The organism is Bacillus methanolicus, from assembly GCF_028888695.1.
GTDB classification, from domain to species: Bacteria; Bacillota; Bacilli; order Bacillales; family Cytobacillaceae; genus Bacillus_Z; species Bacillus_Z methanolicus_B.
On record NZ_PNFF01000002.1, the window covers coordinates 133,778 to 147,665 of the forward strand.

Genomic DNA, 13,888 nt, shown 5'->3' on the forward strand with positions numbered 1-13,888 from the left:
ATTCACTCCGTTAAATTTTTTTGTCAACGACAAGTCCAAGAAATTCGGTCATCGCTGCGTAAATATCGAGCAGCTTTTTTGACGGAATTTCTTTAATCACTTCGTGAGTGCGGTCATCGACAACCGTTACATAGTATTCGTTTAATTTTTCGTGGAGTTCGAATTTTATTGAAGTTTGGGAAGGCTGCAAAAATTCATTCAATCCTTTGACAATCTTTTCAACTTCATCTTTATTTTGATCTAGATTCTTATTCAAACTCTGTTCGTCCTGAACAGTATTAACCAACTTAGTTTGAAGCTGCGTATCCGATTTTTCAAAGGATGAGGTTCTAGCTGAATAGGAAACGCCTTGCGAAGATATCCGTTCGATCATTGCTGATCCTCCTATTCTTCTTACATCTATTTAATATATCGGTTGGAAATATTGAGTCTTAATAGAAATGTAGAATAAACATTTTTGGAAAGTTTCATATATCCACATTAAAACTTTTTTACCCAGCTACAGTTCTTTGATTTTATGCATAATTTACTCATCCAAAAATTTGAAAACTCTTATATTTTAAAGTATCTAAATCTTCAACCCCAACACTCCTCTCAAAATAAAAAAACTTCTCTTCGAAGTGAGAAGCCTAAATTTGATTAACAATATGTACATGTATGTACATCATTACTATATATGCTTTTTTTGTTGTAAAGACAAATTACCTATCAACAGGTTTTTGCCCTGTTCCATTACATACTCCACACTTCTTTTTGGAGCCTAAATATTTCCTAGTTACATATCCAAATGCTTCATAATATGAAAACTGACCACCATCAAACAACTTATCAATCTCTTCATCTACTCTTTGGTACTCAGAAAAATTTGGGTCAAGAATGTATCCATTAAAGCAATTAGGACATTTTTTAGAATTCAAAATATTTACTCCCTTTTGATATATTTTATTCATAGCATATTAGTCACAAGTAATTATGATATTAATAAAAGAGAGACCCCAGTAAAACTAGAGTCCCTTTCCAGTATTCTAAAATTAACGAAGAAGTTGAAGAACTCCTTGTGGTTGTTGGTTGGCTTGCTTTGCCGCTGTACCTTTCGGTGACAGAATAGACTATATCTTCATCCTTAAGATTTCCTTAAGGAGCCGGGCACTTCGAACAGCTTGCGCTGCCCTACGAGATTCATAGTCATAGCAATTGCCTTAGACCGTATTCTCTAGTCGTTGAACCTTCTCCACCCTTTCGGGACAGGAGCTTGGCTGCTGATTATCCATTGTATCATCATCAATTTTCAAGACTTTGTAAATGTAGCAAAGCTTTCTCAAGTGACTCTGAAAATTTCATCCCTCCCAAAAACAAGCTTCCACCTCTATGTTCCAAAATTGCTGTTTCAATTTCAATACGCAAGTCCACTGAAAGTTCGTTAATTTCTTCATCTGTTTTATCTTTTACATCGTCATAAGTAAGGATTTTACTATAGTATACCTCTTCATTTTCTACTCCTGCTTCTAGTTTTAATCTACCATCTTGAATAAATTTATAGCTAATATAACCACTTGACATTATGTTTCCTCCTTAGAATATCAGAAACCTCAGAAATAGTCCTGAGGTTTCTTGTATTACAAAATTATCGAAGCAGTTGAAGTACGCCTTGTGGCGCCTGATTTGCTTGAGCAAGCATAGCTTGTGCTGCTTGAGATAGAATTGAATTCTTAGTTTGTTCCATCATTTCTTTCGCCATCGTGCGAACATTTGCTTTCACAAATGACTAGACTACATCTTCACCCTCAGCTTCACCTGTTAGGGGTCGGGCACTTCGGATTCACAATGTTGGAACTCCATTGTTTCACCTACGGATTTCATCATCATAGCTTTTGCCTTAGATGGTCTATCCTAGTCGTTGAACCTTCTCCACTCTTTCGAGACAGGAGCTTGGCTGCTGATTGCCCAATCTTTCTTCTTTTCAACCCTTCACGTTTACCGTTTCCAGCTCCGTTGTGGGGAAGAAAGCTCTAAGGGGTTTCCAGCAATTCACCCGATAATAATCACTAGCCGTTACCAGCCAGGACGACTGTGCTTGTCACTGCTTATGCAGCTAAAGCATAATCTACGTCACGGATACGAGATTCAGCTGCTGTTAAGTTTTCAGCAGATGTTCCTAAGTTGTTGATTGTGTGCTCTAACCGGTTTTGGAATGCACCTAGTTTAGAACGTTCTGCTGATACAGTTTTTATTGCATGGTCAATAGTAGATATTGCAGCAGTTGCACGGTCTGATGTAGAAATGTCTACATTGTTAATGTGTAATGCCTTTGTGTCCATAGCATTAACATCAACACTTAAGGTTTGGTTTGAATTTGAACCAATTTGGAAAGTCAATGCTTTACTTTGAGCGGCAGTAGTATTTTCTTCCTTACGAGTAACTAGAGTGAATGAATCTCCTACTTTAACACTAGTAGAGTCAATTTCTACATCAATACCTGCGCCTACAGTAATTGAATCAGTAGTGCTTCCACCGCTTGTTAAACTTCCAGTAGATGTACTGCCATCTGACTCTTTTGTAATTGTATATGAATAAGTGTCTGTAGTTGCATCATATTTATCAATCTTTACAACGAATGTGTCGTCTGCTGATACTACACCAGTAGTTGTCGGATCACCATCAGCAACGTTTGCTGTTGAAATAGTTACAGAGAAAGCACCAGTTTTACTAGTGATAGTTGCCTCTTCATCTTTCCAAGCTTTAGAAGCAAGATCTCCATTTAAAAGCTTCTTTGTATTAAACTCTGTATTATTAGCGATTCGGTCTATCTCATCTTTTAATTGTTGAACTTCTTTTTGAAGCTCTGAACGGTCATCAGCAGTGTTAGTATCGCTAGTAGATTGTACGGCTAATTCACGCATACGTTGAAGAATAGCATGAGTTTCGTTTAGAGCACCTTCAGCTGTTTGAATTAATGAAATCAATAATGTTATCGCAGTGGCTTTTTATCCTCTGCTTCTTTATGTTTCCATAAAGTTCAGGTCATATCTTCACCCTTTTTCAGGGTGCTCCGCGCTCGTGGGTGGGTTATTGGTACGGCTCCTCACCACCTGACCGTCACACCTTCCTAACTACTAGTTGCCGATTCATTAGGCTTGGCTCGGTATTGCCCACCAACCACTTATCGCTGGTTTGGGGTTCTACCGAATTCACGGAGTTTTCAACTAAACATTACTGTTTAGTGCGGCATTTCTCATTTACCGTCTTGTGCGTTACGAGAGGCTTGCTCTAAACCACGAATTTGTCCACGCATTTTCTCAGAAATTGCTAGACCTGCCGCATCGTCGCCTGCACGGTTAATGCGAAGACCTGAAGATAATTTTTCCATTGATTTGCTTTGTGCGTTTGATGCACCTGTTAACTGACGATACGTGTTAAGTGCTGCAATGTTGTGATTAATTCTCATTTTCTTTTCCTCCTTGAATTTTTCGTTCACATCCATGTGAACTATTATTGTTTGAGTATCATAGGTCGGCCGCCCCATGTTCCTCATTACACTTTTAATATCGACTCATATTGTTAATATTTAATAGTTTCATTGAAAAATTTTTAAAACCAAGGGAGTTTCAGCCAAAAACAAAAAGAGCTCCATTTCGGAGCTCCCGTGTCAATCGTTATTCGCCTTTGAAAGAATTGAGAACAAGTCTGAAATTCCCTTTGAGGCACTTTCGTTTTCTTTTTGGATTTCCAAATAAATTTCTTTCCGGTGAATTTCAATGTTTTTTGGGGCGGTGATGCCGATTTTGATTTGATCGCCTTTAATGGAAAGAACGGTGATTTCGATGTCATCACCGATCTGAATCGCTTCACCAGTTTTTCTTGTTAGGACCAGCATTGTTTCACCCCTTCACTGCTTTTGCAGGCAGGATCAAGTGTTTTGTTGTATATTGGCCATCGTTTAAGATAATTTGTTTGGCCTGCATGTTTTTAATATTCATAATAAGGGGTGCTTGCAGATTGGCTGTTGTTTTTTCAAAAGGATCTTGAACGGTTAGTATAGAGTAGACGAGTACATCTGTTTCTTTCTCAATCTTTAATTGTTCAATCGTTGTGTCATCGATTTCAAAGCTGTAATCTTTAAAAAACACAAATGGATTGACAATAACAAATCCTAAGTATGGAGATTGGACGGATTGCAAAATGGCATAAATGTCGTTTTCCGGCAGGGGTAAAACCACAAATTTTTTCTCATCAGGGAATCCCGGTATCCCCTTTTCGAATGTCCATATGTCCTGCTCGGAAATTTCCACTTCACCGTGATATTTTGTTTCAATTTTCATAGGTCACGATCCTTTTCTTAAATTCCTTGTATTTGACTTTACACCGTTAAATTGATGAAATCAATGTTTAATTGGGCATGCTGTTTCAGTCTTGTCACCACTTCGCCTTCTTTATAATCGATGATCGGCTTTTGCGGTCTTGTAAGATTGATCACTTTTTTCGGTTCCGCTTGAATGAAAAGCTGGCCCGGCTGGAAGTTTATTTTGACGCTAAATGGCGGAGGCACGAAACCGATATTGTAGTCATAATTAAGGAGTTTGCTGTTTCGGTCTGCTTGATCGGCGATGGCGCTGCCTCCATTTTCGATTCTCATTAATTCATCGCCTTCAGAGGAAATACGTGCAATACCATTCAGTAAATCTTGGTATCCTTTTTGGGCATTTTCTTCAATCCGGCGGAAAATGTGTTTCATGTCCATAGACTCCCATGCCATTGTTTGATCGATCGTCAATTGTCCAGGTGTTCTTTGTATAATCATTTCGGCCTGCGGCTGCTGAAGATCAAGCTGTGCAGGCGGCTGTTCAATAAACTGCTGGGGTGGTGTTCTCGATATTTCAATTTGAGCAAAGCTTGACTGCATCCTAATTTGCGGTAATTGCATGTGTATCACCTCTCTATTAAGTGAAGCTTCCCCCACTTATATTATTTTTCTTCCAATAGAGGACGGGCTAATCCGGGATAAAAAAAGCTATCTTACTAGATAGCTTTTTTACCTTAAAAAGTCCATTAATGTCGGCTGTATAATACGCGCTCCTACAGAAAGGGCAGCACGATGTACGCTTTCTTGTGCCAACAGTTCCGTTACGACCTTTTCAAAATCAATATCTTCATTATCAGAAAGAACCTTTTGTGAAATAATCTCCTGCTGATCGATCCGCGCCTCCATAAGCTCGACACGATTTGCACGGGCTCCTAAGTCGGAACGTGCATTTAATACATTGGTTAAGTTAGTATCAATTTTATCGAGAAAAAGATTTAATGTTTTTCCGTCCGTATTAGGATTCTCTAACGCTATTGTTAATCCTTCTATATCTTTAAATAGATCTTCATTAAACACTTCTTGAGGATTGACATTAACAGAAATATAAACCCCTTTTGCCAATTCAATTTGCACTGGATTGCTGTTGGCAGAAACTTTTATTGGAATTGTATCTGCATCAACAGGCTTGTTTAGTGTATCAGTGCCATTAAATATGTACTTGTCTCCGACTTTTGTATTGGCAATTTCCACCAAGTGCTCTTTTAATTGGGCAATTTCTTTGCTGATGGATTCTCTTTGCGATTCATCATACGTATCGTTGCTAGCTTGAACGACCAGCTCACGAATTCGCTGCAAAGCCTGTCCTGCTTTATCAAGTGCGGCATCCGAGTTTTCGATCCAGTTATACGCCTCGGAAAAATTTCGTTTATATTGCTGCACTTCTTGCAAATTCCGCCGATAATTGATACCCTTCATTGCTACAACAGGATCATCGGATGGACGGGTAATTTTTTTCTGGCTTGAAATTTGATCTTGATATTTTGCTAATCTTTCATAACTTGAGCTTAAATTTCGAAGCATATTATTAGAAAGCATTGATTGGGTAACGCGCATGTTTATTCACCTGTCCTATCTTCCAACTACACCCATGCCGTTAATAATTTTATCAAGCATTTCATCAATCACTGTGATTTGCCGTGCTGCGGCATTGTAGGCGTGCTGAAATTTTATTAAGTTCGTCATTTCCTCATCAAGAGAAACAGAACTGACTGATTTACGTTTTTCATCAACAGATTGGCTTAAGACTAAACTATTATTCGAAAGGCGGTTCGCCTGCAGTGAATCTACACCAAGCCGGCCAATCATTCCTTCGTAGAAAGAGTTGATCGTACCGTTGCTGATCGCACTTAATTTAGTTAAATCTATGTTTGAAAGCCCTTCTAATTTTTGATTTGCATTAGTAAGAATCATGCTCGCTATATTGGCTAAGTTGATCGCATTCTTTCCATCTCCGGCATCAACGCTGACAATATTCCCGTTTGCATCCATTGTGGCCTTCGTTGATGCGGCGATGTCGCTTGGCTTTAAATCTCCGAGCAAAATATCTTTTGCTGCTCCTTTATATTTTTCTTTATCCGTAAAATCAACTGTTGATCCGTTAGCAAGTTTAAAAAACTCTTTTGAACCTTGTTCTCCGTTTAAATTAAATCCTTTTGAATGAATATCATTAAAAATATTCGCAAATGTGTAAGCGAGTCTATCAAGATTATCAAGCATATCCGGGTAAACCCCTTTAATGCTCTTTGTTCCGTCTGGATTTGTCGTCTCATATCCGTAAGATTCAATTAATCCGCGCAATTTCCCCGGAGAAAAAACAACTTTGCTATTTGAATCAACAATACTGATCGAAGTACTTGCTGTTTTCCCTTCAGAATCAAAAACAGTTATTTCTTTAATTGCATTTGGAACATCATATGAAAGTCCATTATTCCCGGTAAATCCAAGCTGCATATAATCAGATCCGGTTACTAAACTAATTTCACCGTCTGCACCGACTAACTTTATATTGTATTGCCCTTCAGCTATGTCCTGCGGCTTTCCGCCGGAAGGGGTTTTAACGACCTTAATATTAAGATGTTTTGATAATTCATCAACTAATTGGTCGCGCTGATCATATAAATCGTTTGGCAAATATCCATGCGGCTCCACTTTGCCGATTTGATTGTTCAAATCACCAATTTGTTTTAGCAATGAATTGATTTCTTTAAGATTAACGCCAATTTCATTACCAAAGTCGTTTTTGATCGAGTCTAAAGAAGCGTGCAAATAATGAAATGTATCGACGACTGCTTGACCGCGCTGAAGAACCACTTGCCGTGTTCCTTCATTTTCCGGGTATGTAGACAAATCCTGCAAGGATTGCCAAAATTCACCCATGACTGCAGATAAACCATTTTCTGATGGTTCATTCATAATGTCTTCCATTTTGCTTAACGCTTCAGCACGGGACTCCCAATATCCAAGCTTATTATGTTCATTTCGATATTGAATGTCTAAAAAAGATTCCCGCATGCGTTGAATGGTTCCGGCTTTTACTCCCGTACCTATTTGACCCGGAATTTGCGGGCGATTCAAGGATGCAGGCGGATATGGCTCTGTTTGCGTAAAGTTGACACGCTGGCGTGAATATCCCGGTGTATTGGCATTGGCAATATTATGGCCTGTCACATATAATGCACTTTGTTGTGTATACATCCCGCGCTTTGCTGTTTCCAATCCATGAAAAGTCGAAATCATCGTCTTGCCTCCATTTCTGAACTTACTATTTACGCTTTTGAATCAAACAAGGACAAATTAGGCAAAGGTGGTTCTTCGTCATTGTCCTTTGAATAATTTTCCAAGTCATTTGGTAAAAAAAGATCTAAATTGAAATAAACATATTGTAAAGACTGCTCCAATAATTCTTGATTTAGTCCATTGACTGATTTTAGTTGGTCCAATTGATTGGTCAGTTTTTTTTGCAGAGAGGCTAATTTATCCTTGTCAGATTCCGGAAACAGCGGTAAACAGTCAGTCAATGTCGTTTCTTCTCGGTCCGGCAGAAGTTTTGAGAGAATTTTTTCCCGTTCTTTATCGATCATCGTGATTGCGTTTATATGTGTTTGTTCATTTTTCATTAGCAAATTTAAGGCTTCAATGTCGCCTTTCTTGATCACTTCTGTTTTTTCTAAAGCAATCTGATATAAGCTTTTGTGAAGCTTTAGCAATTTTTCCAAAATTTCTATTAACGGTTGGGCTGACAATTCATTTCCCACCTTCCTATGAAAAAAATAAATCAGTATTTTTTATACTGATTCATTTATTTTTCCTATGTTTACTATCGGCTGACGACAAAGAATGTTAATAGACTTATGTATAAATATTAATTAATAATCCTTGAATTTCGCCTACAAGATTAAGAATTTCCAGCCCTTTCTTTTCTTTTTCCAAAACGGCGTTTGTTAGGTCGATCAGCTTTTTGTCCACTTCCTTCACAATTTTATAGACCTTTGTGCGGCCGCGCCTGTTAAATCCCCGCTGCTCTTCTAGCTTTAAACCGTTGTTGACGGCATCCTCCATAAACTGTTTCACAAGTTTCTTGTATTTTTTCAAATCTTCAATCGTTCTTGATTCTGAAAGTTTTTTCCCTTGATCTTCGATTTCCTTCATCATTTTTGTCATTTTTTCATATAAAATATTCTCACGCTTTTTTGACATTACTTCAGTAAAGGAGACCGATTCTGTCGCTGCTTCTTCTTTCTTTTGAACACGGCTTATTCCAGTCTTTGAGACTCTTTGCACTTCCATTGTAAGTACACCACCTATTTTTCCTTACTGCTATTATAAAAGAGAAAAGAGGAGAAGCCTATATGACTCACTCCTCTAATTAAGACTATTTCAGCAATTGTAAAATTCCTTGCGGCAGCTGGTTGGATTGAGCAAGCATAGCTTGTCCAGCTTGGTTTAAAATATTGTTTCTTGTAAAGTTTGTCATCTCTTCTGCCATATCGAGGTCCCTGATACGTGATTCAGCAGATGTTAAATTTTCATTCGCTGTTTGTAAGTTGTTCGTTGTATGTTCTAAACGGTTTTGGATCGCACCAAGTTTGCTTCGTTCAGTCGAAACGAGCTTAATTGCATTATCAAAAATATCAATTGCTGCTCTTGCCGCTTCTACCGACATCACATCAACACCGGCTTGTGCATTAAATCCCGGAGCTGTCGGCGTGCCATTAGCATTGCGCCCGATGCCAAGAGATGCTGCATCCATCACGCTTATAGACACAGCCAATGATTCAGAACTGTTCGCTCCAATTTGAAACTCTAATGAAAGATCTTTTCCTTTATTGGCTTCGAAGTCACCGTCGTGTAATTCAATTTCCAAACCAACTGGAGGGGTATCCTCTGTAAAAGTTGTACCCAAAATCAATGTAGTTCCAACAACATCAAATGTATTGGCGAGATTTTTAACTGGTTCATTTGTTGTGTCTAATTGAGCTTTAGTTAAAATGCCTTTAATCTCATCAAGTACTTTAAAAATATCTTTTCCTTTAATATTAATTTGTGCAGAAGTTCCAGATGTATAAGCAGGTGCTGGTGCTGTTGTATCGATAAAATCAATTGTCAGTCCATCAATTACTAATTTATCTCCGGCTTTCGGCATTTCCGAGAATGTGATTGTAAAAGAATTTGCATTCAAGGCGTTTTCTTTCGCAACGAAAGTTGTTACTGATGTTGTTGAATCAGCCGGGTCTACGAATTGAACTCCATCCGTAGCAAGGAAATCTGTATTTACTGCAATATTTTTTGCATCCTTTGGAGACATGTTGTTTTTTGTCGTTAACGTCAATGTGCCATTTTGGATTGTACCGTTGCCAGGGTCCGCATCATCTACTGCATCTACTTTGACCACATTAAATAATGTTCCATCATTATCTTCGATTGCAGATTTTAATTTAGACATTAACGTATTGATATTATCTTTAATATCCGTATCATTTGAAATAGTTTTCCACTCAGCAGTAGTTAAATTTACTGCAATATTATTTCCGGTAACGCCCGATGAACTTCCATCTGTAATATCTATTTCATAAGTTTTTCCATTAATCGTAAATGTCTTACCTTCTAAATCACTAGTTGTTAATGCACCAAAATCTTTTGAAAAATCGATAACAACTGAAGCGGGATCAGTTGGTATTGCTGTAACTAAACCTTTCCATACGCCATTTCCTGTGTAGTTAACCTGGCTTGAGTTAATATCCGCAAAAGCACGTCCTTTTTCAGAGCCGCTAAATAGTTTCTTTTGGTTAAATTGGGTTGTGTCAGCGATTCGATCGATTTCTTGTGTTAGTTGATTGATTTCATCTTGGATCGCTTGACGGTCCTGTTCCTCTAAAGTTCCGTTAGCTGCCTGGACGGATAATTCTCTCATTCTTTGCAAAATACTATGTACTTCACCTAAAGCACCTTCACCTGTTTGGATAAGTGAGATGGCGTCTAATGTATTTCTTTCTGCCATGTTTAAACCTCGGATTTGCGAGCGCATTTTTTCTGAAATTGCAAGTCCGGCCGCATCGTCAGCTGCTCTGTTAATTCGCAAGCCTGATGAGAGTTTTTCTAAACTTTTTGATGTTTGAAACATTGTTTGCGATAAATTGCGGTAGGCGTTCAATGCTTGAATGTTGTGATTAATTCTCATCGTTTTATTTCCCCTCTTCCACCGTGTTTGTTTCTCTTTCCATCACCATAACATGCTGCTCATATGCACTTGTTCGTTTGCGAATTAGCGTTTGTTTATGGCTTGGTTTATTTTTCATCGCTTCATTCCAAGCACTGGCAATTCTCTCAGAAATCGATAATACTTCTTGAATGATCGAAATATCTTTTTTCATGTTTCCTTCTATGACTCGATCGGCCATATAGTTATAGAGGGCATCCAACTGGTCGGCAATAATGCCGGCTTCATAGTTTAATCCCACACCTAAACGGTGCAAAATATCATTTACTTTTTGCAATTTCTTATTCGCATCAATATATCTGTTATTCTTTATATCCTCTATTGAACCGTTCAAATTGTCGATCAAGACCTCATAAAGAAGAGATGTCAGCTCTTGTGAACTCTTTTGATAGATAAATTCTTCTGTTAGAAATTCCATCATTTTTGCCCCCTGATTGTTTCAACCTGACCTTTATAAATTTAAAGAATCTTCAATTTTAATTATCGACCGCATACGCCAAATTTTAATAACTGTTTTCCATTTCTTCGACAAGAAGCAAAATTTCCGCAATAACTGAATATAATTGCGGAGGGATACTCTCGCCTAAATCTATGTCTAATAGATTTTGCAAAAGGTTTGCATCCTCTTGCATATAAATGTTATGTTCTTTTGCCATTTCAATGATCTTCATGGCTAAATGGCCTCTTCCTTGCGCGACAACAGTTGGAATACTACCTTCATTCTCGTCAAAACGGATTACCGCAGCAGAAGGTCCGTTTATTTGTTTACGATTTTTTTGATTAAAATATTGGGATCTCATACTGTAAAATCGTATCCTCTCTCGGTAAACTTAGGCAAAGTCAAGGGTTTTACTTGTTTTTTCGGCTCTTCTTTTCCGCTTTCATTTGAAAGTTTTGTAAATTGAATGGTTCCAATGTTATAGCCGATTTCCTTCAAGCGTTCCTTTGCTTTTAGTGCAAGCGGCTCGATCTTTTCTTTAAAATCCGGTTTGTCATTTTTGATTGTTATAGAAAGCGTTCGGTCCACAGAGGACAGCATAATCCCTACTTCCCCTAGCTTCTTAGTTTCCAATAAGAAATATAATCTGCAATTTTCCCAATCGACTTTCTGCTGGTCGTTCTTAGAATTTACAAATATTTTTACTTGTTCAGTTTTATCTTGTAATAGGAAAGGCAGTGTGAACATCATACTCTGGAGAGTTGATGTATCTGTTTTGCTCAACAGTTGCTGCCCAGTTAACTGGGTCACTAATTGCTCTGCCTTTTGTAAAAGAGGGTGTTCAGCATCCGACTGAATGAGTTTAAGCAATATGCCTTTTATAGAAGAATCCGATCCTTCTTGGCTTTGTCCCTTTAAAACTAATGAATGCGCCTGTTCTGCTTCATAGGTCAAACCCAGATTTTTCAAATGTTCATAAACTTGTCTGGCAGATGGAACATCCTTCACAGCCTGCATGGATGAATGTATCGTATAAACGAGCTGCTTTGGCAAAGATGGTTGTTCAAGTTGAAAGAGATGTTTAGATACGAAATGTTTTACACGTATGTCTGATGGCTTAAACATTAATTTGTCTACCGTATTTTTTACATCATGAACGATTTTCGAAGCCTGGGCGTAATCTCCCCTTTGCAGCAACTTTTTTGCTTCTGCCAATAGTGAGCTAGCTCTTAAAAGTTTTTTCTCTGTTTCCATGTCGGTATAAAGCATAGCATCGCTTTTTAAAATGGCCTTGTCTAGCTGTTTAATCGTTGCTTCCAATAATGGCTTTGCTTGAACGATGGCACGAGTTTTAAGTTGGTCAATTAGAGTTTGAAAGGTTTGCAGATTTTTCGTAATATCCCTTTTAACTTCTTTGAAATCAATTGCCATTTGCGAAAGCTTTTTCGTAATGGACGTAACAATGAAATCTTTTGACTGGATTGGCAGTGAAGAAATGAACTCTTCATTTAGCTTGTATATGTCTGCTAGCGCATGCCCTTGTTGTTGAACGGCTTGGTCAATGTTTTCAGTTTGAATTTGACTTATAGTTGCCATTAGTTCCTGTCTAGAAGCTAATTCACGGCCTGTTTCGGCATATTGAACCGCCTTTGTCAAAGATGCTTTAAGCTTGTATGACTGGTCATGTGGCAGCGACGAGATCAGTTCATTCTTGATCATTGCAAAAATTTTTTGTATGTCCGGTTCCTTTTTTAATGCATTGATAACAAGTTGGAGATTAGATAATTTCGTTGGTTCGTTTTGCACATCTAAAGACTGAAGTTTTTCTAACAAGCTCGTTTTTGCGAAATTTTCCAATTTAAGCGCGTATTCTATACTTGGCTGAAAATTGCTGGACTCCATCACTTCTTTAGACAGCTGATTTCTAAGAAAATTTACGATATCACGAATGCTTTCCCCATGTTGAATCAAATTCTTGACTTTCGATAAAAGATTAAGATCTTTCAATATTTCCGTCGATTGTACAGCTTCCAAAATTTTATGTGAACCAGCGCGATATAATTGTTCCGCTTGGGTGAATAGTTTTTTAATATTTTCTGGAACGGAAGAATCTATTTTTTTTAAAAGTGATATAGCTTCTGCCAATTTTGATTCCTGTAAAGCACGGCGGATTTGGTTTATACTTTCTTGAAGGTCGGTTGATTGGCTGGCCATAAATACTTTTTCGTTCATAAATGAGTTGGAGGCGGAGCTTTGTTTTTTTTCAGGGGCTATTTCGCTGATTAAATCATTTAATTTTTCACTAAAATCAGTCCCATGAAGAGCTTTGTGTACGGCTTTGATTTGCACAGGCGAAAATTCGAGCCTTTTATTTGCCATAGATGCTATCGTTTCCAATTTCTGTTCAATCGACCCAAATCCTTTTTCTATAAAAGAAGCTAGCTGCATGAATGTATTTTTCGTAACAGGGATTCCTTTATCAATCAGAATATCGACGGCCCTTTTCACATCTGCCCTCAGCTGCTGTCTAAGATTTATTCCTTCTGCCAAATGTAAAGGTCCTGTCTTTATTTGCTGTAAAGCCGGGTTAGTTTCGGAAATTACTTTAGCAACAGGGATTGGCTCGTCTGTATCAGTTATTTCAATAACAACTTTTCCATTTAGGGGAAGATGCCCCTGAATTTTTACTCTTACATCTTCGCCTTTTATTTGCAGGATTGCTTCATCATTAGGCAACCGTTCTTTCACAACTGCATGAAATATTTCCCATTCTTTAATTAAAAGAGGCTTGTCATTTTGGACATATGATGCGAACTTCGGTTCGTTTGTTACTTGCATTCCTTCCTCACACTCCGCCGATAGGAAATCCATT

General features: G+C 37.9%; 14 protein-coding genes and 4 pseudogenes. All 18 read right to left on the reverse strand.

Annotation, left to right across the window (positions count from 1 at the left end):
• Window positions 1-10 precede the first annotated feature (10 nt).
• On the reverse strand, window positions 11-373 hold the full coding sequence (gene flaG, locus C0966_RS12405; protein ID WP_274855973.1) for a flagellar protein FlaG: 363 nt from the start codon (window positions 371-373) through the stop codon (window positions 11-13).
• 328 nt (window positions 374-701) lie between these two features.
• Entirely contained in the window at window positions 702-917 is a 216-nt protein-coding gene (locus C0966_RS12410; RefSeq protein ID WP_274855975.1) for a hypothetical protein, read from the reverse strand.
• 364 nt (window positions 918-1,281) lie between these two features.
• On the reverse strand, window positions 1,282-1,560 hold the full coding sequence (locus tag C0966_RS12415) for a hypothetical protein (RefSeq protein ID WP_274855976.1): 279 nt from the start codon (window positions 1,558-1,560) through the stop codon (window positions 1,282-1,284).
• A gap of 64 nt (window positions 1,561-1,624) precedes the next feature.
• Window positions 1,625-1,738 (reverse strand): annotated as a pseudogene (locus C0966_RS12420) (flagellin); the annotation flags it as partial.
• A 358-nt stretch (window positions 1,739-2,096) separates the two neighbouring features.
• Window positions 2,097-2,240: pseudogene (locus C0966_RS18665) on the reverse strand (flagellin); the annotation flags it as partial.
• Window positions 2,241-2,813: 573 nt separating this feature from the next.
• A pseudogene (locus C0966_RS18670) lies at window positions 2,814-2,963 on the reverse strand (flagellin); the annotation flags it as partial.
• Window positions 2,964-3,238: 275 nt separating this feature from the next.
• Window positions 3,239-3,445: pseudogene (locus C0966_RS12430) on the reverse strand (flagellin); the annotation flags it as partial.
• A 201-nt stretch (window positions 3,446-3,646) separates the two neighbouring features.
• Window positions 3,647-3,874, reverse strand: coding sequence for a carbon storage regulator CsrA (gene csrA, locus C0966_RS12435; RefSeq protein ID WP_274855978.1), 228 nt, complete (start codon window positions 3,872-3,874; stop codon window positions 3,647-3,649).
• A 4-nt stretch (window positions 3,875-3,878) separates the two neighbouring features.
• Window positions 3,879-4,319: a flagellar assembly protein FliW gene (gene fliW, locus C0966_RS12440; protein ID WP_274855980.1), complete on the reverse strand. Its 441-nt coding sequence runs from the start codon at window positions 4,317-4,319 to the stop codon at window positions 3,879-3,881.
• A 38-nt stretch (window positions 4,320-4,357) separates the two neighbouring features.
• Window positions 4,358-4,921, reverse strand: coding sequence for a DUF6470 family protein (locus C0966_RS12445; RefSeq protein ID WP_274855983.1), 564 nt, complete (start codon window positions 4,919-4,921; stop codon window positions 4,358-4,360).
• A gap of 108 nt (window positions 4,922-5,029) precedes the next feature.
• Complete coding sequence (flgL, locus tag C0966_RS12450) at window positions 5,030-5,914, reverse strand: flagellar hook-associated protein FlgL (RefSeq protein ID WP_274855984.1); 885 nt, start codon at window positions 5,912-5,914, stop codon at window positions 5,030-5,032.
• A 15-nt stretch (window positions 5,915-5,929) separates the two neighbouring features.
• Window positions 5,930-7,597 carry a flagellar hook-associated protein FlgK gene (flgK, locus tag C0966_RS12455; RefSeq protein WP_274855985.1) on the reverse strand — a complete coding sequence of 556 codons (1,668 nt, stop codon included), beginning with the start codon at window positions 7,595-7,597 and terminating at the stop codon, window positions 5,930-5,932.
• A gap of 29 nt (window positions 7,598-7,626) precedes the next feature.
• Window positions 7,627-8,103, reverse strand: coding sequence for a flagellar protein FlgN (locus C0966_RS12460; protein ID WP_274855986.1), 477 nt, complete (start codon window positions 8,101-8,103; stop codon window positions 7,627-7,629).
• Between the two features lie 106 nt (window positions 8,104-8,209).
• Complete coding sequence (locus C0966_RS12465; protein ID WP_274855988.1) at window positions 8,210-8,647, reverse strand: YaaR family protein; 438 nt, start codon at window positions 8,645-8,647, stop codon at window positions 8,210-8,212.
• A gap of 85 nt (window positions 8,648-8,732) precedes the next feature.
• On the reverse strand, window positions 8,733-10,538 hold the full coding sequence (locus C0966_RS12470; protein ID WP_274855990.1) for a flagellin: 1,806 nt from the start codon (window positions 10,536-10,538) through the stop codon (window positions 8,733-8,735).
• Between the two features lie 4 nt (window positions 10,539-10,542).
• Window positions 10,543-10,995: a flagellar export chaperone FliS gene (gene fliS / locus C0966_RS12475; RefSeq protein ID WP_274855992.1), complete on the reverse strand. Its 453-nt coding sequence runs from the start codon at window positions 10,993-10,995 to the stop codon at window positions 10,543-10,545.
• Window positions 10,996-11,080: 85 nt separating this feature from the next.
• Window positions 11,081-11,377: an EscU/YscU/HrcU family type III secretion system export apparatus switch protein gene (locus C0966_RS12480; protein WP_274855995.1), complete on the reverse strand. Its 297-nt coding sequence runs from the start codon at window positions 11,375-11,377 to the stop codon at window positions 11,081-11,083.
• A complete protein-coding gene (locus C0966_RS12485) occupies window positions 11,374-13,854 on the reverse strand; it encodes a hypothetical protein (RefSeq protein WP_274855996.1) in 2,481 nt (826 codons plus the stop codon). Before C0966_RS12485 ends, C0966_RS12480 begins: the two co-directional genes overlap by 4 nt.
• Between the last annotated feature and the right edge of the window lie 34 nt (window positions 13,855-13,888).